This is a genomic window from uncultured Algibacter sp. (assembly GCF_963976535.1).
Taxonomy (GTDB): domain Bacteria; phylum Bacteroidota; class Bacteroidia; order Flavobacteriales; family Flavobacteriaceae; genus Algibacter_B.
In genome coordinates this window covers 1-21212 of the sequence record NZ_CAXBLF010000004.1, presented here as the reverse complement: position 1 = coordinate 21212, position 21212 = coordinate 1, and the positions used below count along the sequence as shown (strand labels likewise).

The following is a 21212-nucleotide window of genomic DNA, read 5'->3' as shown; positions in this document are numbered from 1 at the left end:
AGTCTATTACAGGCTTAACTTTGTTTTTAAATAATTTGAAATTTCAAAAGCTATTAAATCTCTTCCATGATTATTCCAATGCATGTCGTAGATTAGAGTAGGCGAATTTATTGATTTTTCAAATGCGTCTGAAAAATCAATAACTTGATATCCTTTTTCATTACAATAATTTAAGAAAATATGGTTTGTTGTAGTTGAATTCAGTAAAAATGTCATTTTATTTTTATCAAAACCTAAGGTGTCCAATAGTGTTTTGAAATTCTTTAGATTTTCTAATTCTTCTTTTAATAAATCAGAATCATGTTTTAATCTTGGCTCTTTTTTACCATTCATAATACTAATAGCCAATTTTTTTATAGGATTAACTATTCCTATTGATGATGCATAGGAAAGTAGTTTAAAATTATCTCTAATTCTGAATGGCAATGATTTCAGTAAAGCAATTCTACTATGATTAGGTACATAGGTATTGTTTTTTAAATCATTTTCATATTTCAAATAAAAAATAATATGATCAATTTTATCGAAATGTTCTTTATAGGTATGAACTAAGTATAGCTGATTTGCCAAATCATAGCCGCCATAACCGTATTCATAAATCTCGATATTTTGAAGTATATTTTCAATTTTTCTACCGGTTGAATCAAAGTAATCTTGATGAAAACCTTCAATAAAAGAATCACCAATTAAAGCAACTTCAATTTTTTCTTCAGTAGGGGTAAACTCTCTAAAAGAATTAAATCCAAAACCATTGATTCTGTACTCAGAGTAGTTTTGTTTTCTATTTCCCGTTACTGCATGTCCTGTTTGATTTGATAAACTCTTTTCAACATTAAACTCATCAATATATCTTACAGGAGTTTCAGTGTATAAATGAAAAGCTCTAACAAAAACTTCTAATGCAATTATTATTAGAAATAGATATAAAGTGCTTTTTACAAATAACTTTTTCATTGGGTTAGTTTATGAATTTTATTTGCTGTATCAGAGAATCGCATGACATTATAAATGTTTCATCGTCATTGTCATTGTTAACCTTACACAATTCAATTTCATTATAAGATTTTACAACAAGATATAGAAAATCGTATACATATTTATTTAAAAATGAATAATTTAAGTCTTTTTCGATATTTATTTTTATTAAATCTTTAGAATCTGGTAACTTCTCAAGTTTTGTTATTTCAATTTGTTCTTTTGTTGTTGATTGTATCTTATTTTTAAGACGATAAGTAAATTCATGAAATTTCACATCTATATTCTTATTCCTTAAATGCGTTTTAAATTCAAGAAAATTATAATAAGCTTGGGCTATCAGTTTTGATATAACTGACTTTTTGTCGAAAATGATGTGATATTCAAAATCATATTCTAGGGTGCACATTCTTTTCTTATAATCAAAATACCCTTTAGAAAAATCTAGTATTTTTAAATGATTATCGAAGCACCAATTCAAAATTTTTAAATTATTTACGTAACCAATATTGAACTTAGAATAATCTATATCAAAAACAGTAATCGCATCTATTAGTGAATCTTCTGTGTGGTAATTATAAGTAATCGCAATAGGTTTATTTTTATCGTAGACTACAAATAGAGAAGCTTTTTTTTCTAATATTAAAGGGTAGGCTACTTCTTTATAAAAGTTCCATTCTGACGGATGCATATTATTATATGATATCGCCTTTTCAGAATACCTTTTTTGTAATAAAGTCATGAAATTTTCAAATATTCTATCATATTCGGTTTTATCTATATTTCCAAAAAACATCTTTGTAGAGATCTCAAAACATTCATCTAAACGCTTTGTAAACTTGCGCATTTTCATTCTGGTATTCTTACTAAAAGTATTTAATAAGTAATCATCAATATTTTTAAATTTATCTAAGTGTATTAAATAACCTGGGTATTGTATTGATTTTAAAACACCAATGTTTTCTGGCAGATTATTTGGCTCTTTTCGTAAATGAGGTAAAACATCATAAATTATAAAGGTGTTGTTTTTGTAATCGTTATAATTATTAATTTTATAAGTATTTCCTTTGGTCAAATTTTTCCCAACATTCACAAAAAGAGAAAAACGACTCTTATAAAAATTCACACCATCAATAAATTTAAATGTATTTACAGATTTGTTTGAAATAAAGTGTTTTATCCAAATTATTTGAAAAATATTAGCAGAAAAAGGACTGTTTTTTGTTTTCATTAAACATTTAAATGATTGTATTTGTATTTAATTGGTTTTTTTGCAGGCAATATGTAAGTGCCCCATTTTATCAGCAGTATCTACTTGACTTTTAACCTCAATTATGGAAAACCCATTCTTTTTAAGAATATCTAGTATACGGTTTTTTCTAAACCAAATATTTTGTGGTTGATTTTTATTTAGAAATTTCCAATTAATTTTTTCATTTAAAATTAACCAAGGCAATTCGTACTTATTTGTTTTTTCACCTCTTAAAATTCTAAAAAAGTTTACCATTATACTCAAAATTGGATTATAAAATTTAGAGTTCCAATTAAGAAATGAATAAATATAAATACTGTCTTGTTTTCCAACTCTATAAGCTTCATTTAAGGCTTTAGGAAGTAAGTCTTTATCAAGAAAACATAGCACTTGTTGCAAATAAATTAAATAATCAAATTCCTTTTCACTATAATCGGGAATAAGTTTTGTTGCATCTGCATTTTTGAAGTTTATTGAAGAATTTAAATGTCTCTTTTTCACATTGCAAAAACTTATCATACTTTCAACATAATCAAATGCTTCTAAATTTGTAAAACCAAGTTTTTCTATTTCAAAAATTATTCTACCTCCACCAGTCCCTGCTTCAACTACTTTTCCTTTTTTATTTGCTAGATATTTTTCTAAAAAATATTTTTCTATTGGCAATAGGTCTTCTTTTTTCGACCATTCCTGAAACAATTGATTCGAAAAAAGATCTTTATTTTGTTTTGACATTAGTTTTAAATTGCAATTATCATTTAACCTAAATTAAAATAAACTATAAGTTTTCATTCAATCGATATAAAGGAAAAAAAGTGGAACTTTTGTAATTAATATTATTTTTTTTACAAATCTCTTTATAGATTTTTTGGTTGGTAATAAGTTTCCATACAAAAAACGGATGGTATTCATCTGAGAAAGAGGATTTGAATCGAAATAAAGAATCATTTTCATTTGCGCCTAAACCACCGCCAAGGTTAAAGTTTCTATAGCCTTCTTCGGTTGCTTTTAATCTCATTTGATCTATAAGAAATTTTGTTCCATTTAAATGTAGAAATTTTTCGTCAGACCCAGATAAATGATATTGTATCATAGTGTTTGTTTTTATAAACATACAGCCTGCTACTACCTTTTCAGTTTCATTATCAATAGCAAGTAAGACCTCTGTTTTAAAATCCTTTGATATATTAAACTTTTCAAAATAGTCATCACAAAAAAAATAATGGTCTTTAGCTTTTATGCGCTTCATATTCTCGTAATATAAAACTTTAAATTGTTGAAAATCTTCTTTAGTTTCTGCAACTTTTAATGTTAAAAGTCTATTAGCTTTATTAATATGGGTTTTTAATCTCCTTTGATAATTTCTTCTTTGGTCTTCTAATGGTAAAGATAAATTGATATTAACTATTTTTCCTAAATAGGATAGCTCCCCAAAATTGGATGACTCTCCTAAATTTGAAAAAAAAATATTCTGAAATTTTAAATAGGGATTTAGCCTCATAAAAACACTGATAATTTTTTCTTTATTAAAAAAATCAAGCAAAGTTTTTTCATAATTTGAGGTACTGAAATTTAATGGAGTTTTACTGCCTATTGGTCCTGAGTAACCATAAACCGATATGGCATCATAATATTCAGTGCCTTCTATCTTTCTTATCAATAATGGCAACCCAATGAATATATCTTTATCGTATCTTGAATTTGTATATTTAATTAATACGGCATCATCTGATTCTGACTTTGAAATTTGATGATAATCATAAGTATGATAAAAATCATAGTCATTAACACTTTTTAAAAATTCATCCCATTCATTTTTTTTTGTAAGAATTTCTATTTTCAATTTTTTTTACTTAAATTAAACATTCACCTAAAAGGTTTGATGACCAAATTATTCTCGCACAATGTTCTAAGTGCCATAAAGGTCTCTCGTTAATAACATTACCAGCAAGTAATGGGCCAGCAACATGAAAATTCTCCTTAGTTTCAAAGCGTTTGTTAACTTTAAAACCAATTTTCGAATCATTTGGAATACAAATACCATTTTCGATTAAACTTTTAATAACCTTTGGAACTTTATCACTTTCTAAATTAATACTTCCAATACAATTAATTACTAAATGAATATTAGTAAAGAAGCGTAGCTCTTTGGTTTTAGTATCTGTATAACTAACTTTGTAGGTAGAATCATTTTCTTTTGAAATATTTAAAAACCTTCCAGCCTTATGAATAATTTTATTTTCATTTCGAAGATTATCTACTACACTTGTATAATGTATTCCAGCACAACGCTGTCTTCTACCAATTTCATTTCCATACTTACAAGCAAAAATTTCTAATTCTTCTTCATTTAACTTATTAAGTAAGTTCCCAAAAGCATTAGAAATTATATCAACCGTTGAAGCCGCTCCAAGATTGAGATCTTCAGCGATGTCTAAATCTAAATAAACAGCATCAGCAATTTGTTTTGCCGTTAAAGAGCTACTACTTTTAAGGTTTTCAAGATTTTTTGGGATATAAGTATTATTTAATTGATGATTAATTTCTGAATCCGGCATTAGCCCATGAGTAGAAAGCACATAGTATTTAGTAACAGAATTATTTAAGTCTTCTTGATTGTTTATTTTATATATAGATTCTAATGCACTTGCATTAGCCCCTATTATTAAAACATTTGTGACTTGAGATTTTCTTTTTTTAATAAAGTTTTCAATTTTTTTAAAGTTGATATCCAATGTTTTATTATAAATATCATTAATCATTAGAAAATTTGTGTCTTCAAAGTTTAGTTTTTCAGTAAAAACTTTTTTAGTAGGCATGGATCCTACACTCAAGACAACTTTATTAGAACACAAAGTAGTATTATTCCCTAACTTTAAGTTAAACTTACCATCTTCTTTTGTTAAGTCTATTACTTCAGCTGTAATGAAATTAATTTCAATAAAAGCTTCTTTTATAGCATCTGCTATAGATTGTTTTACTTTTTCAACTATATATTTTCCAAAAAAATACCGAGGAATAAAAAGTTCTTCCCATTGACCTTGGTTTATATCCTTTTGATTATTTTCATACCAACGATTTGATTGTTTTCCTCCTAATGCCAAAAATTCATTGATTAAAATATCTTTGTTTTTTTTTAACCAATTAATAAAGATTTTTCTTTCTTTCTCGGGTAAAAAATTTCTTAAAGAATTAATTAATAATACTGTATTACCAGATCTTTCGCCATAAGGGATACCGTAAAAAAATTCGGGGTACTTATCAATAACATTAATTTTTACAATCTTAGAGTTATTATTAAGGTTACTTAATTTCTCTATAAAGCTAATAAGCGTGTAGGCAGTTGAAATTCCTGCTCCAATAAATGTGATGTCAACACTATTGTTGTTTGATTTTGTCATAATCTTATAATTTTTTATTCATAAAACAGTTAAAATTTATGCTATTAATTATATAACTTAGTTGAATATATTTTATACTAATTATTTCCATTCCATTCATGCATTATAGCCCCTTCCTTCTTATTAACGCCCTCTTTTTTCATCACTTTATATATTGTTAAAATAAATATTTTCAAGTCAAGTTTAAAGGACATATTGTCCACATACCAGATATCATAATTAAATTTTTCGTTCCAGTTTATAGCATTTCTTCCATTAACTTGAGCCCAACCAGTAATTCCAGGGCGCACTAAATGTCTTTTTGCTTGATTTTCATCATATAAAGGCATGTACTGCATCAAAAGGGGTCTAGGTCCAATAATACTCATGTTACCTTTTAGAACATTAACTAATTGAAGGATTTCATCTAAAGAATATTTTCGAAGAAATGCTCCTAACTTAGTAACTCTAGCTATACTATGTTCTTCATCCTTTAAGCCCTTTATTGAATCACGCATAGTCTTGAACTTTATTATTTTAAATGGCCTTCCTTTTTTACCTGGTCTAGTTTGTAAAAAAAATGGACTACCATTATTGTAGCATACTAATACTAACAAAATTATAATAATAATAGGCGATAGTATTATTAATCCAGTTAATGATAAAGAAAAATCAAAAAATCTTTTAACGAAAGCCTGATACATATTCAAAGGTAATTTTTCAATGGATTAAAAAATTAAAAAAACGATTAGATACAATTAAATTAGACAACTAGTTATAAGTAAATCGATTTATGACTTGTCAACTTTTATAAATATAAAATAATTGCTTCAGATGGTATGTTTATTAATTAAAGCGATTTAGTTTTAATAATTTTCCCAGGGTTTCCAACAACTGTAGAATAATCAGGGATATCCTTAAGTACAATGGTTCCGGCTCCAATGGTACACCATTTACCAATTTTTACTTTAGGAATAACTACTGCTCCAACACCAATATGTGTGCCTTCACCAACTTCTACATGACCACAAAGGGCTGCTTTTGGAGAGATATGAGCAAAATCTCCAATTATATTATCGTGGTCCACACTTGCGCCAGTATTTATTATTACATGCTTGCCAATTGCAGTATTTGGCTGAATTATCGCGCCTGCAAAAACAACAGTTCCTTCTCCAATTGTTGACTTATCAGAAATAATAGCAGACTGATGGATAGCTCGTTCATAAGTACAATTAAGAAAATTGGAAATTTCAGCTCTTTCAGCATTAATACCAACAGCAATAATCACCGAGGGGCCTTCATGAGGGAATTCGTTAATGTTTTTCCTAGCGCCGTTCACCACGTGGGTACTTGCATGATGCACGCCTTCAGGTTTATCATCAAAGACTTCTGTAACATTATAATCGTTTAATTCTAAGACGTCCTTTATAACTTGAGAGTGACCGCCAGAACCATATATTCTAACCCTTTTATTTTTTTTCATTATTTAGTGTTTAGTGTTTAGTGTTTTAAAGAGTAAAATTAAGTAATATGGGTTCATGATCTGACAAATTTAAATTAAAATTATTGTGATTAACGATCTTTAATCTTTTGTCTAGTAAGAAAAAATCAAGTCTAAGCGGATAATATGATAAAGAAAAAGTAGCTCCTAAACCACTGCCTTTACTGATAAACGAGTCCGCTAATCCTTTTTTTAAAACCCTATATGGTAATGAAAATTGTGTAGAATTAAAATCCCCACAAACAATAACTTTTTTTGAGGATTGGTTTATTTCTGCTTTAACCAACTTAGCTTGTTGAATTTGTTTAGAAATACTGCCATTAATTTTGCTAAAAAAACTTGAGAATCTGTTATTATTTTCTTTTGCAGAATTCAATTCAACTCCAAAAGATTGTAAGTGCATATTAAAGACTCTAATAGTATCTTGGAGTATTTTAATATCAGCGTACATGGCATTATTTAATGTGTTAGGAAAATCTATATAACCTCTTTTTATAATTGGATATTTGGAATACATAGCAAGAAGCGTTTTGCTTTTGCCTTTTCTATAACCTATAAACTTATGGGGATAGTTTTTTATTTTTTGGCTTGCTTTAATTTCAGATTCTTGTAAGACAAGAATATCGGGGTTTACACTCTCAACAAAATTTAAAATTTTATTAGCAATTCCTTCTTCATTTATATCATTATCTGCATTAAACTCTCTAACATTATAAGACAATAAACTTATAGCTTCTGGTGAAGGTTGCACTGCTTTTTTTATTGAAAATTGAAAAAAAAACTCAAAACAAATTATAAATAAAAAGATACCGGTAAAATAAAAATATTTTTTTTTACGTATTCCATAGACGATAAAAAAAATATTTATAATAAAAAGAAGAGGTAAAAACACACTAAAAAACACGCTAAAAACCCCAAGATTAATATAAGAACTTAAAACCCCAACAATTAGTGTAATTACCAGTAATATTGCACTTATATTGATATATTTATATAAATTTTTCATTTTAAGCAGCTCAAATTATTTGTATATAGAAGGTTAATGCCTTAAAGCCGATTTAACAATACTGATAAGTTTATTATTTATTATATCTACGTCAAATTTTTCTTCAGCATATTTTCTACTATGAATTCCCATTTCTTTTATCTTAGCTTTATTTGTTATAAAATATTCCATAGCTGTTATTAATTCTTCCAAGTTTTGTGGCTTAATTAAAAAACCATTCTTGTCTTTTTTTACAGTTTCTTTGCAACCAGGGGTATTAGTTGTGATAATAGGAAGACCAACTGATAAAGCTTCTAATATAGATCTTGGAACACCTTCTCTGTAATAAGTTGGTAGTACAAAAACATCTCTTTTATAAAGATGATCTGCTATGTTTTTTTGAGGGCCGTGGTATATTATAATTCCCTCTGTATGTAAGGCATTCAATTTTTCTAATTTTATTGCTGAAGGTGATTCATCAACATAACCAATAACGTGAAATATTGCATTTGGGTATTTTTTTTTCAAAACTTCTGCGGCATCAATGTAAAGACCTATTCCTTTTTCTTGAATTAAACGAGCTATAAAAAGAAAGCTTATATTATCACTCATATTATTATTAATACGATATCTATATTTATCTAAATTAACACCAGATCCGTTTACAAATTCAACTTTATTTTTTTTCTTTATTATCCTTCTTTTTAAAAACAAGTTATAATCATCAGAATTCTGAAATACAATGACTTTATTTTTACGAATAGATATTTTATATAAAAACTCATTAAGTCGTTGTAATACTCTTGCTTTTAAGGTTAAACCCGTAAAAGCAAAACCTAATCCTGTAATTAATGAAATCACAGACACTTTACATAATTTTGCTGCAATGGAACCATAGATAACTGGTTTTACGGTGTAAGGAAATACTAAATCGATGCTATTATTGCTTATGATTTTTTTTAACTCTAAAATTGTTTTTGCATCCTTAATAGGGTTCATCCCTGTCCTTTGAAGTTTGAATTCAATAGGCGTAGCCCCATAATCAATAAGCTGATCATATGTTTTTTTATCAAATTCTGGAGCAGCTGCGAATACTTCAAACCCATTTTTTACTAAACTTTTAATAAAATCGCCTCTAAAATTTATTAATGATGCTGAAGTAGACCCAACAATTAATATTCTTTTGTTTTCCATTTAATAAAAATGTTAATTGTTTAAGTAATTAAAACTATACCATTTTTGAAAACAGAAAAAAGACCACACTCTAAATGTATTGTCTCGTTTACTTTCTAAATGATCTTTAACTAATTTTGTAATAATATTTGTGTTAAAAATACCTTGTTGTTCTAGCATTTTTGGTTCAATATAGCTTTCAAGCTCTTTCCGTAAACTTTGCCTTAACCAATTTCCTGTTGGAGAACCAAAGCCTTGTTTACTTTTTTCTAAAAACTCATCAGGAAATTGATCTTTAAAAGCCTCTTTTAATATATGTTTTTTATTCCAACCTTTCATTAAATAGCTTTCGGGAAGTGTATTTGTATAGTCCCATAATTTTTTATTCAAAAAAGGCGCTCTACATTCTAAAGAATTTTGCATACTTGTTCTATCTACTTTGGCAAGCATGCCTCCCTCCAAACTTAATATTTTATCTATGTGTCTAAACTCAGTAAGTGATTCAGCCTTATCACTATATAACCTATCTTTATATTCACCGAATAAATCATCTATATAATGGGAGGGGTTTAAAATTTGTGATAATTCTAACTCACTATTAGCCAATGAAATAATATCCCAATATTGATCACCTTCATAACTAACCGCTTTCAGCATTTTTTTTATTTTAAAGCGTTTTCCTCTATTATCACTTTTTGTTGCTAATAAATACTTTGATGAATTTAATAATATGTTATGAATAGGTTTGGGAACAATATTAGTATACCGTGTATTCATTTTACCTACATAGTATTTATTGTAACCTCCAAAAACTTCATCACCACCATCACCAGTTAATGCTACTTTTACAAAATCTTTAGTTTTTTTAGAAACGAAATAGGTGGGGAGTGCTGCAGTATCAGAAAAAGGTTCATCGAAGTTTAATAATATTTCATGAATATTATCCTTTAAATCATCTTCACCAATCTTAAATTCATGATGATTACTACCAATCATTTTTGCAACAAGTTGTGATTTATCTGTTTCATCAGATTTAGCCTCTTTAAAACCTATTGAAAATGTTTCAATTTTTTTGTTTGCGGATTGCGATAGACACAGCGAAACAATTGACGAATCAACACCACCAGATAAAAATGTGCCTAATGGAACATCTGCAATAGATCTACTTTCTACACTTTCATAAACTAAGTCTCTAACATTTTTTTTTGCGTCTTCAAAACTTATTTTTTCTGTTTTTGGTAGTGTTTCTTGGCTAATCTTGTTTATTTCATATGAATTTGTTTTTAAATCATATTCGATAAAATGATTTGCTTCCAATTTAAAAACATTATCATATATCGAATAGGGCGCAGGAATATAAGTTAGTCTTAAAAAAAGATTTAAGCCCTTTTTTGATATTTCTGGTTTAAAATCTAATACATTAACTATTGATTTTAATTCTGAAGCCCAAATAAACTGTTTGTTTGTATTAGTATAGTAAAGTGGCTTTTCTCCAAAAAAATCTCTAGCTATAAATACCTTATTTTTATGTTGATCGTAAATACTGAAACCGTACATACCATCTAACCATTTAAATGACTCTGTACCATGTTTTTCATATAATTTTAAAATAACCTCAGTATCACTGTTTGTTTTAAAGGTAGTTCCGGACGCTTCTAATTTTGATTTAAGGGCTCTATAATTATAAATTTCACCATTAAATACGATGACTATTTTTTTGTCATCAGAATATATAGGTTGTCTTCCTGTAGATAAATCAATAATAGATAACCTTCTCATAGCCATTCCTAAAGAAAAATCATCCTGTTTGGTAGCTATAAAACCATCTTCATCAGGGCCTCTATGAATAATTAAATTATTCATTTTAGTTAGCGCTGTAGTTATTTCATTTTTACTACAACTGGTTTTATTTATTATTCCGTTAATTCCACACATGGGTTTACTTTTTATTTCACATAATTAGTTAGTAGAACTAATTACATCTATATATTTTTTTAATATTTTATTTTTTCTAAAATCTTCTGCACGCCTTAAAACATGAGGTTTACAACTATTTAGATAAGACTTGTTAGAAATGAAATAGTTAATTCCTTTCGCCATTAATTCAGCATTCTTTATAGGTACTAATATTCCATAATCTGTTATCATTATATCATTTACAACGGTTTTTAATTTCATAATTTCGCTTGGACCAGATTGACAGTTTGTTGTTAAAATGGGTAAGCCGCAAGACATAGCTTCAAGTAAAACATTAGGGAATCCTTCATGATTAGAGCCAAATATAAATAAGTCAGCCTTTTTTAAATATTTGTAAGGGTTAGGATCAAATCCTGCTAATATAACCTGTTCTTCTAACTTTAGTTCTTTGATTTGAGATTCTAACTCCTTTTTCATATTTCCAACTCCAAATATATATAATCTTAATATTGGGTTGTTTAATTTGCTTATTGCATTTATAAGCATGCTATGGTTTTTACCAATATCCAAACGACCAAGGGTTACTAGATTGAGTTTTTTGTTATCAAAAAAATCATTTAATCCTTCTATTGTATCTATTTTTTCTAAATCAATAGGATTATGAATCACCCTCATTTTATCATTAGGCACGCTAAAATTCTCTATCAAATCATTAGCGTTTCCATGAGAATTCGATATAATAAGATCTGATTTTTTATAAAGTAAACGAATCATTCTTTTATTGAAAGAAGATTGAAAACTTGGATAACTATATTGAAGACTGGGAAATGCTCGTTCATTAGTGATTACTTTAAAACGATAACTTGTTAGCTTACTTGAAATAATATTTATAAAAGATGGTCTAGTTAAAAAGCTTAAACTATGAGTAATTTCTAATTGCTTTAAAAGTCTAGAATATTTGCATGCTAAAAAAGGAATTTTTAATGTTTTGATAATACCATGTTCATTAGGATTAGATTTCTCAATGTAATGTATTTCAATTTCACTAGGTATTTCATATTTAATAGTTGTGCTCATCAAAATAAGATGCACTTTAATTTTATTATCAATACAATAGGCTAGGAGGTGAGAAACAGCTCTTTCTGCTCCACCACCAGATAATGAATAAATTAAAATACCAAGATTCATTAGCTTTTCAAATTAGTTAGCAGATAGTTCATGAAATAATTTCTCATATTTCTCAATTATTAATGCTTTATTAAACTTTTTTACTACTGAATCACTAACACGTTTTGAATTCCATTGACTCATTGAAGTTGACTTAATTATATTTTTAACAAATTCTTCATCATTGTCAGCTATAAATCCATTAACACCTTCTTCTATTATTTCATTTAACCCTCCAGGAGCTCTATAAGCTATAATAGGAGTTCCAACAGAGCAGCTTTCTATTAAACAATTGGGAAAGCCTTCAACAAATGAGCCTTGAAGGAAAAAATCGTTCATTGCAAGATACTTAGATACATCATTTGTATAAGGGATATGAACTATATTATCTCTTATTCCTAATTCATTAATTAAATTAAACAGATTCTCCTTTTCGGGACCATCTCCAACTATTGTATATTTATATGGGAAATTTAATGTTGCTATTGCACGAATAATACGTTCATGCCCTTTTTGTTTCTTTAACCTAGCAACAGTTATGAATTTTACAACATCATCTTTTTTGTTTTCTTTTACTTTAAAACTAAAAGCATCAGTAATGGGATTATTTATAATTCGCATCTTATCTGATGGGATATTATAATTTAACTTCATGTCGTTAAACATATCTTTCGATTGGCAAAGAATAATATCTAAACAACGATATCCTATTTTAGAAGATGAAATTTCACCAATGATGCTTTTCTTTTTTTTACCAAATTGTTTTTTTATACTTAAAACATTAGCTTCTCTACCAATAAATTTTGTTTTAGGAAAGAAAACAGACAACAAACCCATTGCAATATTTAAATGTGATATCGAACTTATAACAATATTAGGACTTGTTTTTATTAAAGCAAAGAAAAAGCCAGGAATAGCTGTCAAAACTCTTGGCTTATTAAAATATTCCACATTAAGACCGTCAACATCATATTTTGTGTTTTTTTCAAATCCTGCGGCCCACAGAGAAACATCAAAATCCTTTTTAGATAAATTTTGTGCTACAAAAGACATAACTCTTTCAGCGCCACCTGCCGTTATTTCTGGAAGTACGAACACAATTTTCTTTTTTTTATTCATTTATAACAATAATATTTATATTCATGCTAAATAATTCACTCTTTTTTGGTTTATATTTTTGTAAACACGGCTATCAAAAAATGCTAGACATACTATAAGAGTTCTTGTATACCAAATGTTATGTGAGACAAAGCACTCGAAAATGATTAAAACGGTAAATATTAAATAATAAAATTGATCATATTTGATAGCTATATTTAAACTATAAGCTGTGTAGAATAAATAAAATAATAATGCCAATATCCCAAAATTGATACCTAAGTATAAAAAATAATTATGAGAATTCAATCGGTTGAAGTTTTTATCAGAGCTATAGCCAGTACCTCTTCCCCAAGGATTATCTAAGAAGTCGTAAAAGAACATAACTAGTAAATCGGATCGTCCACCGCTATCACCTCCTTCATCAATTTTCACCTCACTTTTTCCGAGAAGCATATCCATTCGTTGACCTGCAGCACCTCTTGTGAAAGCAGGAAAATTTTCTTTAATTATTTCAGCAAAAGATAAAAGGGATATATATAAAACAGCAAATATCATAACAAGTTTAAAAACACTTGTTATGACTATCTTTGGATTAAGATTTGTGTCTTCACTCCAATTATTCATAGTACCAAAAATCAATATAAAAATTACAGAAGCCATTCCACTTCGGGAAAGAGTAAGAAATACAGCTGCAACCATTAGGGTTATTATAATATATCTTAGTTTTTTATCTTTATTTATTAATACTAATATTGCTAAAGCTAAAAATTTTATTCCTGATGCTGCTTGATTGGGGTTCTCTCCAAATCCTCCTTTTCTAACACTTTCAGCAAACTTTTGACCGTAATTAGGCAGGCCAATAAAAAAGTCGTAAAAAAAACTCCCTACAAGGACAGCAAAAGATGATATTAAAACAGTTATAACAGTTTTTTTACTTTCTGTTCTAAAGAAATGTAGAATAAAAGTATAAAGTAATAAAGTAATGATATTTAGTACAATTTTCTCTGTTATAATAGAGCTCTTCGCTTTAGAGAAACCGGCATATATTAAAGAAAACAAAAGTACTATAAATAGTATTCTAAAACTATGGTATTTAAAAATATCAATTAAATCTTTTATAGAATAATTGATTAAGCATAATCCCATAAAAAGAGGGATTAAAAAAGAAGAAGGTGGAACTGGTATTATATTAGATCTAAACAAAAAGATATCAGTGTAAGAAGCAAATAAAACTATAAGTCCTCCAATAAAATATTTCATTCTGTTTTTTTTCTTTTAATAAGTAATAATAAATTATTTTATTAGATAAAACTTAAATCTATAAACGAGATTTTTAAAGCCTTTGCTAAAAGCTATTAAAACTAAAAAATAAGTTATGGAATAAATACCCCCAAAAACAAAAAGTCTTAACATCAAAGATAACAAATTGGTACTTGTTTCAAATTCTAAAAAGGTAGATATATAATAAAAAATACCAAATGATATTGCTAGATAAAAAAGATGAGAGACAAACCCTTTCCAATAAGTGAATGTGCTAATTTTAAATCCTTGAGAAAACAAATAGTAAGGTCTCCAGATTAAAATAACAGTAATTTGACTTAAAATGGTACCAATAAAAACTCCAATTACTCCAAGTTTTATGATAAAAATTATTGATAAGCCAAGGTTTAAAACACTCTGTACTAAAGGAGCCCATATATCTGCATATAAACCATAGGCTTGTTTAAAACTATCTACAGGCTGCCTTACTTGAAGTATGAAAAAGATAATTATTAAGGCTAAAAGAATATTATGTGACATCAAATATTTATCTCCTAACCATATCGTTATTAAATCATCAAAGCCTATATAAATCATCAAGGAAGCACAACCAGCAAAGAAAAAACGTAAAGCCATCATTTCCCAGAAAACCTTAGTCATATTGTTAATATCATTTTCTGCTACTAAATTACCTACACTTGCGTTAGTGCCTTTAAAAACTTGGCTAACCAATGTGTTAATATTATTCATCACTAACTGATAGTTGCCTACAAAAGCAACGGTAGCAGGACTTATTAACGAAAATATCAAGATGTTATCTGTACCATTTGATACAAAACCTCCAATTTTATGAAAACTTAACTGCTTAATTTTTTTGAGTAATGCCTGATTTCTATTTCTAATTTCTTTCGTTGTTTTAAATTTAAAAATTAACCAAGGATAAGTTTTTTTTATTTTTTTTCTTAAAATATAAATATAGATTAAAGGTGTAATCAGTTCAAGAAGAATCCAAAGTATTATGCTTTCAAAATAGATTAAAACTATACATTGAAGAATGAGTCTTAAAACAAATACAGACTGGTTAATTGAGATGTTTACATAACCTTTTTGATCTGCTTCCATTAGAAATACATGGTAAGCAAAAAAATAACTTAATAGATTACTAGTTAATAATGCAACAAATAAGAATAATATTATTCCAAGATTAATTTCAGTATTCTGAAATATATAGGGAAAAAACAGCATTAAAACGGAAGAGGTTACTATTACAAATAAACCTATTCTCTTATAAAGGAAACCTAAGTAGCCAATAATTTCATTAATTTTTTCTTGATTTTTTTCAAAAATTGGTTTGTAAAGCGAAAACCCAACAGCTGCACCAATGCCGAGTTCTGATAAATTTAAAAATTGCAAAATACTTTTTAATGTACCTACAACTCCCATAAATTCATCCCCTAAATTATCCAAAAAAATATTTCTTGAATAAAATTGAATAATCACATATACAATGTGGAAGACTAAAGCAATCCAAGCGTTCTTTATTGTTAATGCTAATCTTGACATTTGTATGACACTTAATTATTTACTTTGATTTAATTGATTGATATGAAGTCGAAATAAATTCCATAAATTTAGTTGGCATTGCTATAACCAAAAATGAACGAAGCCTGATTTTTGATAAGTCGTAGGCTTTGATTATTTCCTTTTTCAATTTCTTGCGATATTTTCTTTCAATATCAAAAGAATTATTTCTGCTTAATAGAAAGTAATGATCAGTATAATAACTAACAATGTATTCATTCATCACTTTTTCTAACCTAACATCCTTTGGTATATTTGCAGCTATATATTCTGTAGCTCTAATAGCAATGTCTCTTTTCATTTCAGAATATTTGCTTCTTATAATTCCGATACTTTCTCTGTTATATATATATAATGGATTATTCAAATAACCTATGTTAGGTACTTTATTAATTACATCAATGGTGAAAAACACGTCTTGATGTATAATGTTAGGTATAAATCTCATATTCTCAACAACATGTCTTTTATATATTCTTTTCCATACCTGAAAAGCGGTTGTTCTTAATATTCTTTCAGTTGAAGTAATTGGATCTTCTATTGTAAAACTGTTATCAAATACTTTTTTATCATATACTGCATTTCTTTCTATTTCAATAACATCAAGATTGTTTTTAGTCATCAATTGAAACATCTTTTCTAGCATTACTTCTTCAATATAATCATCACTATCTATGAAAGAAATAATATCACCAGTAGCATTTTCTAAACCAGTATTTCTTGCAATACTAGACCCGCCATTTTTTTGATTTATAAGTACTAAACGAGGGTCGTTTTTTTGAAATGCTTCACAAATAGACTTACTATTGTCAGAAGAGCCATCGTTAACCAAAATAATTTCTAATTTTTTATAAGTTTGATTACATATACTATTAATGCAGCGCACTAAATATTTTTCTGCGTTGTAAACTGGTACTATAACTGATATTAAATTAGCCATTGTATAATACGTATTCCTTAGCTATTAAAACAAATAACAAGGATTAATTAGTGATTTTAATGTTTGTTTCCTTAAAAATTATGTCTGACAATTTTTCCATACCTTCTTTATTTAAATGATCTTCATCATCAAAATATTCTGGATCAATTATTCTATTAGAATAATCTAAATGCATATCAAGGTTTAAATCTTTAATAAAGTTATCAACTTTAATAATATCTTCCCTTTTACACTGTTCTATATAATCTTTACTTACAGGAAATCTAACTCCAATAACAGTAATATTATTAGATTTACAAATGCGGACTAATGTTTTAAAAGTTTCTAGGTAATCTTTATTTTTCATTATGGCACTGTGATCTAACTTCCCTGTTTTAGAAGCAATTTCTATTCTTTCAGAATCTGTAAGTTTAGCCCATTCTCTATCGTCACTACCCATATCCAACTTGAAATTTAAGTAAATTTTATTTAGCACAAACTTTAAATAACTATCATTGGATAATGGAATTCTTTCAGTAATTAAATTTAATTTTGATTTATTATAAACATTTAAACTATCATTAATTTTTAATAAATATTTATTTAAAAAAGTGCTGTTTGATGATAATGAGCTATTGAAAATTTGAGGTTCAGTGGCAATGAAAACATATTTTAAATTTTCATTGTACTTAAGCATTGTTAGTGCTTTTACATACATTTCATTTATACCATCAGCACCAAATGCTAGATTACCAATGTTTTCAGATAAATCTAAACGTTTAATTGTTTCAACATGAGAATCTCCAAGAAAAACCACCTCAGACTTTGCATTAATTGCAGATTCTATTCTTTCAATATATTTTCTTTCTTGTTTATAAAAACCGCTAGTTTTATAAAAAATAAAGTTAATCACTATAAAAGCTACTAAATAAGGGGTTAATTTTATTAAAATCTTTCTCATAATAGTAAGCTTTAAAATTGGAAATAAATAAAATCAACAGAACCATTCGTGGCTCTAAAAAATATTATTAATAATAATAAAGAGCAATATATTAGAGTTCTAGCTGGAGCTTTATAATTACCAACTTGAAATGAATAAGACGCATTTCTATTTGAGATTTCAAAGACACTTAAATATATTAAACTAATTATGATTACGAAAGGCTGGACAGCAGCCCCCATACTTTTAAAATGACTAATAGGGTTAATCAGTATCTTGCTAGACCCAATTTCAGATATGTAATTTATAGCATGAGAAAAAGATTCAGCTCTAAAAAATATCCAAGCAAATGTAACCGCTATAAATGTAATTGCAATATTGAATATTTTAACAATGTTAGCTGGTAAAATTTTAACAGACTTTAAATGTTTACTGTAATAAGTTTGAATAAAATAAAATAGCGCGTGTAGAGCACCCCAAATAATAAACGTCCAGTTTGCACCATGCCAAAAACCACTAACAGTAAAAGTAATTATGATATTCAATGATCTTCTAAAATTTGAATCGACTTGACTACCTCCTAAAGGAATATATAAATAATCTCTAAACCAAGTAGATAATGATATGTGCCAACGTCTCCAGAAATCTTGAATATTTTCAGCTAAATAAGGCGATTTAAAATTTTGCATTAGATCAATGCCCATCATTCTAGAAAGACCAATTGCAATATCCGAATATCCTGAAAAATCCCCATAAATCTGAAATGCAAATAATACGACGCCAATAATTAAAACACTACCAGGATAACTGTCAGAATTTTCGAAAATTTGATTCGCGTAAAACGCGCAATTATCTGCAATTACTATTTTTTTAAATAGTCCCCAAAAAGATTGCTTAATACCTTCTTTAAATTCATAAGCATCAAATTTTCTTTTTTTGCTAAACTGAGGTAATAAGTGAGATGCTCTTTCAATTGGTCCAGCAACTAATTGAGGAAAGAAAGAAACAAAAGTCATGAACTCTAATAAGTTTTTATTCGCTTTCATTTTATTCCTGTAGATATCTATCGTATAACTCATGGTTTGGAATGTATAAAAACTAATTCCTACTGGTAAAACTATATTTAATAAAAAAGGATTGGCTTCAAAACCAAATAAGGACATAAAATCTGTAAATGACTCGGTAAAGAAGTTATAATACTTAAAAAATCCGAGTATGCCTAAATTCACAACTAAACTTAAAATAAGAAGTCTTTTTCTTTGTTTTTTATTTTTGTTTTCATCAAGTGCTTTTCCTATAATATAGTCACTTATTGAACTAATAAAGATTAAAGAAAGAAACCTCCAATCCCACCAGCCATAAAAAATATAACTAGAAACTAATAAGAGTATATTTTGAAACTTTAAATTATCATAAGATTTATAATAAATAAAAAATACAATAGAGAAGAAAATTACAAACTCAAAGGAATTGAAAAGCATATTTTTATCTTTCTAATTTAAATAATTATCTTATAATCTGCCAGACACATTTTTTTTAATAATGCTTTTTACATCGTAAATCAGCCCATTTTTAACTAATAAATTATCAAAGGTCATATTAAGGAATTCTGAATGCGCAACACCAAGTACAATGGTGTCAAAATTACCTTTAGGCAAAGAATTAGTAGCTTCTAAATTATATTCATGTTTAACTTCTTCTGAATTTACCCATGGATCATAAATAGTAATATCCAATCCGTATTCTTTTAAATGCTTTATAACATCAACTATTTTGGTGTTTCTTATATCTGGACAGTTTTCTTTAAATGTGATCCCAAGCATCAGGATTTTTGCGCCATTAACTTTAATATCATTTTTTAACATCATTTTAACCACTTCACTGGCAACATATTGTCCCATACTATCATTAACACGTCTTCCAGCTAGTATGATTTCAGGATGATACCCAACTTCTTGCGCTTTTTGAGCTAAATAATAGGGGTCAACACCAATGCAATGCCCACCAACCAATCCTGGTTTAAACGGAAGGAAATTCCATTTGGTGCCTGCTGCTTCTAAAACAGCATGCGTATCGATGTCCAAAAGATTGAAAATTTTTGCTAACTCATTAACAAAAGCGATGTTAATGTCTCTTTGCGAGTTCTCAATAACCTTGGCTGCTTCTGCAACTTTAATAGAAGGAGCAAGATGAGTTCCAGCAGTGATAACACTAGCGTATAAGTCATTTACTTTTTTGCCAATCGCTGGAGTAGAGCCAGCAGTAACTTTTAAAATTTTATCTACTGTATGCTCTTTGTCGCCTGGATTTATTCGTTCTGGTGAATATCCAGCAAAAAAGTCTTTGTTGAATTTAAGGCCACTTATTTTTTCTAAAACAGGCACACACTCATCTTCAGTTGCACCTGGATATACCGTTGATTCATAAATGACGATATCACCTTTTTTAAGTACTTTTCCAACCGTTTCACTAGATTTATATAAAGGGGTTAAATCTGGTCTGTTGTTTTTGTCAATCGGTGTTGGAACGGTTACCACATAATAGTTGCAATCTTTTATATCATCGATATTCGTTGAACAATATAAACCGTTAATAGAATCTGGACTATCTTTAAGTACTGCTTTTAAAACGTCATCTTCAATTTCTAAAGTAACGTCTTTTCCTTGTTGCAGTTCAGAAATTCGCTTTTCATTGATATCGAAACCTACAACTGAATATTTTGTAGCGAATAAGCGGGCTAGTGGTAAACCTACATACCCCAATCCTATAATTGCTATTTTATCTTTATTCATAACTAAATTTTATTGACCAATTGAAGAATATTCAAAACCTATTTTTTCCATTTCTGATTTATCAAGTATGTTTCTACCATCAAAAATAAATGCAGGCTTTTTCATTTCTGTATATATTTTTTTCCAATCATACGTTTTAAATTCATCCCATTCCGTCATAATAGCTACGGCATGCGCATCTTTTAAAGCGTCATAAGGTGTTTTAGTAGCATGCACTAACTTACTATTTTCAGCTTCAGATCTTGTATTTAAATAATTTAAATCGGATT

19 protein-coding genes are annotated in these 21212 nt (G+C 27.8%); all 19 read right to left on the bottom strand.

Annotation, left to right across the window (positions count from 1 at the left end; translation table 11 throughout):
• Positions 1-6: 6 nt before the first annotated feature.
• Positions 7-954: a hypothetical protein gene (locus AAC024_RS02255; protein ID WP_339893554.1), complete on the bottom strand. Its 948-nt coding sequence runs from the start codon at positions 952-954 to the stop codon at positions 7-9.
• Between the two features lie 4 nt (positions 955-958).
• Positions 959-2206, bottom strand: coding sequence for a GNAT family N-acetyltransferase (locus AAC024_RS02250; RefSeq protein ID WP_339893553.1), 1248 nt, complete (start codon positions 2204-2206; stop codon positions 959-961).
• 27 nt (positions 2207-2233) lie between these two features.
• Positions 2234-2962 carry a class I SAM-dependent methyltransferase gene (locus AAC024_RS02245; protein ID WP_339893552.1) on the bottom strand — a complete coding sequence of 243 codons (729 nt, stop codon included), beginning with the start codon at positions 2960-2962 and terminating at the stop codon, positions 2234-2236.
• 43 nt (positions 2963-3005) lie between these two features.
• On the bottom strand, positions 3006-4070 hold the full coding sequence (locus AAC024_RS02240; RefSeq protein ID WP_339893551.1) for a peptidoglycan bridge formation glycyltransferase FemA/FemB family protein: 1065 nt from the start codon (positions 4068-4070) through the stop codon (positions 3006-3008).
• Between the two features lie 10 nt (positions 4071-4080).
• The gene (locus AAC024_RS02235) at positions 4081-5628 is read right to left on the bottom strand and encodes an FAD/NAD(P)-binding protein (RefSeq protein WP_339893550.1); all 1548 of its coding nucleotides are present in this window, start codon (positions 5626-5628) and stop codon (positions 4081-4083) included.
• A 77-nt stretch (positions 5629-5705) separates the two neighbouring features.
• A complete protein-coding gene (locus AAC024_RS02230) occupies positions 5706-6311 on the bottom strand; it encodes a sugar transferase (protein ID WP_339893549.1) in 606 nt (201 codons plus the stop codon).
• A 146-nt stretch (positions 6312-6457) separates the two neighbouring features.
• Positions 6458-7090 (bottom strand): acetyltransferase, encoded by a 633-nt coding sequence (locus AAC024_RS02225; RefSeq protein WP_339893548.1) that lies wholly within the window; start codon positions 7088-7090, stop codon positions 6458-6460.
• A gap of 25 nt (positions 7091-7115) precedes the next feature.
• Entirely contained in the window at positions 7116-8114 is a 999-nt protein-coding gene (locus tag AAC024_RS02220; RefSeq protein ID WP_339893547.1) for an endonuclease/exonuclease/phosphatase family protein, read from the bottom strand.
• A 33-nt stretch (positions 8115-8147) separates the two neighbouring features.
• Positions 8148-9287 (bottom strand): glycosyltransferase family 4 protein, encoded by a 1140-nt coding sequence (locus tag AAC024_RS02215; protein ID WP_339893546.1) that lies wholly within the window; start codon positions 9285-9287, stop codon positions 8148-8150.
• Positions 9288-9299: 12 nt separating this feature from the next.
• Entirely contained in the window at positions 9300-11201 is a 1902-nt protein-coding gene (gene asnB / locus AAC024_RS02210) for an asparagine synthase (glutamine-hydrolyzing) (protein ID WP_339893545.1), read from the bottom strand.
• A gap of 24 nt (positions 11202-11225) precedes the next feature.
• Complete coding sequence (locus tag AAC024_RS02205; RefSeq protein ID WP_339893544.1) at positions 11226-12371, bottom strand: glycosyltransferase; 1146 nt, start codon at positions 12369-12371, stop codon at positions 11226-11228.
• 12 nt (positions 12372-12383) lie between these two features.
• Positions 12384-13469, bottom strand: coding sequence for a glycosyltransferase (locus AAC024_RS02200; protein ID WP_339893543.1), 1086 nt, complete (start codon positions 13467-13469; stop codon positions 12384-12386).
• A 21-nt stretch (positions 13470-13490) separates the two neighbouring features.
• The gene (locus AAC024_RS02195) at positions 13491-14711 is read right to left on the bottom strand and encodes an O-antigen ligase family protein (RefSeq protein WP_339893542.1); all 1221 of its coding nucleotides are present in this window, start codon (positions 14709-14711) and stop codon (positions 13491-13493) included.
• Between the two features lie 33 nt (positions 14712-14744).
• Positions 14745-16274: a hypothetical protein gene (locus tag AAC024_RS02190; protein ID WP_339893541.1), complete on the bottom strand. Its 1530-nt coding sequence runs from the start codon at positions 16272-16274 to the stop codon at positions 14745-14747.
• Positions 16275-16293: 19 nt separating this feature from the next.
• Complete coding sequence (locus AAC024_RS02185) at positions 16294-17232, bottom strand: glycosyltransferase (RefSeq protein WP_339893540.1); 939 nt, start codon at positions 17230-17232, stop codon at positions 16294-16296.
• Positions 17233-17275: 43 nt separating this feature from the next.
• Complete coding sequence (locus tag AAC024_RS02180) at positions 17276-18172, bottom strand: hypothetical protein (protein WP_339893539.1); 897 nt, start codon at positions 18170-18172, stop codon at positions 17276-17278.
• 11 nt (positions 18173-18183) lie between these two features.
• Positions 18184-19632: an MBOAT family O-acyltransferase gene (locus tag AAC024_RS02175; RefSeq protein WP_339893538.1), complete on the bottom strand. Its 1449-nt coding sequence runs from the start codon at positions 19630-19632 to the stop codon at positions 18184-18186.
• 30 nt (positions 19633-19662) lie between these two features.
• Positions 19663-20943, bottom strand: coding sequence for a nucleotide sugar dehydrogenase (locus AAC024_RS02170; RefSeq protein ID WP_339893537.1), 1281 nt, complete (start codon positions 20941-20943; stop codon positions 19663-19665).
• 9 nt (positions 20944-20952) lie between these two features.
• On the bottom strand, positions 20953-21212 hold a 260-nt coding region (locus AAC024_RS02165; RefSeq protein WP_339893536.1), incomplete at its 5' end, for a UDP binding domain-containing protein.

Bases quoted from the DNA above. Each gene is read 5' to 3' on its own strand.
- AAC024_RS02235 (WP_339893550.1), bottom strand. From the start codon at position 5,628: ATGACAAAATCAAACAACAATAGTGTTGACATCACATTTATTGGAGCA.
- AAC024_RS02185 (WP_339893540.1), bottom strand. From the start codon at position 17,232: ATGGCTAATTTAATATCAGTTATAGTACCAGTTTACAACGCAGAAAAA.
- AAC024_RS02255 (WP_339893554.1), bottom strand. From the start codon at position 954: ATGAAAAAGTTATTTGTAAAAAGCACTTTATATCTATTTCTAATAATA.
- AAC024_RS02190 (WP_339893541.1), bottom strand. From the start codon at position 16,274: ATGTCAAGATTAGCATTAACAATAAAGAACGCTTGGATTGCTTTAGTC.
- AAC024_RS02250 (WP_339893553.1), bottom strand. From the start codon at position 2,206: ATGAAAACAAAAAACAGTCCTTTTTCTGCTAATATTTTTCAAATAATT.
- AAC024_RS02200 (WP_339893543.1), bottom strand. From the start codon at position 13,469: ATGAATAAAAAAAAGAAAATTGTGTTCGTACTTCCAGAAATAACGGCA.
- AAC024_RS02175 (WP_339893538.1), bottom strand. From the start codon at position 19,632: ATGCTTTTCAATTCCTTTGAGTTTGTAATTTTCTTCTCTATTGTATTT.
- AAC024_RS02205 (WP_339893544.1), bottom strand. From the start codon at position 12,371: ATGAATCTTGGTATTTTAATTTATTCATTATCTGGTGGTGGAGCAGAA.
- AAC024_RS02215 (WP_339893546.1), bottom strand. From the start codon at position 9,287: ATGGAAAACAAAAGAATATTAATTGTTGGGTCTACTTCAGCATCATTA.
- AAC024_RS02245 (WP_339893552.1), bottom strand. From the start codon at position 2,962: ATGTCAAAACAAAATAAAGATCTTTTTTCGAATCAATTGTTTCAGGAA.
- AAC024_RS02230 (WP_339893549.1), bottom strand. From the start codon at position 6,311: ATGTATCAGGCTTTCGTTAAAAGATTTTTTGATTTTTCTTTATCATTA.
- AAC024_RS02170 (WP_339893537.1), bottom strand. From the start codon at position 20,943: ATGAATAAAGATAAAATAGCAATTATAGGATTGGGGTATGTAGGTTTA.
- AAC024_RS02225 (WP_339893548.1), bottom strand. From the start codon at position 7,090: ATGAAAAAAAATAAAAGGGTTAGAATATATGGTTCTGGCGGTCACTCT.
- asnB (WP_339893545.1), bottom strand. From the start codon at position 11,201: ATGTGTGGAATTAACGGAATAATAAATAAAACCAGTTGTAGTAAAAAT.
- AAC024_RS02195 (WP_339893542.1), bottom strand. From the start codon at position 14,711: ATGAAATATTTTATTGGAGGACTTATAGTTTTATTTGCTTCTTACACT.
- AAC024_RS02220 (WP_339893547.1), bottom strand. From the start codon at position 8,114: ATGAAAAATTTATATAAATATATCAATATAAGTGCAATATTACTGGTA.
- AAC024_RS02180 (WP_339893539.1), bottom strand. From the start codon at position 18,172: ATGAGAAAGATTTTAATAAAATTAACCCCTTATTTAGTAGCTTTTATA.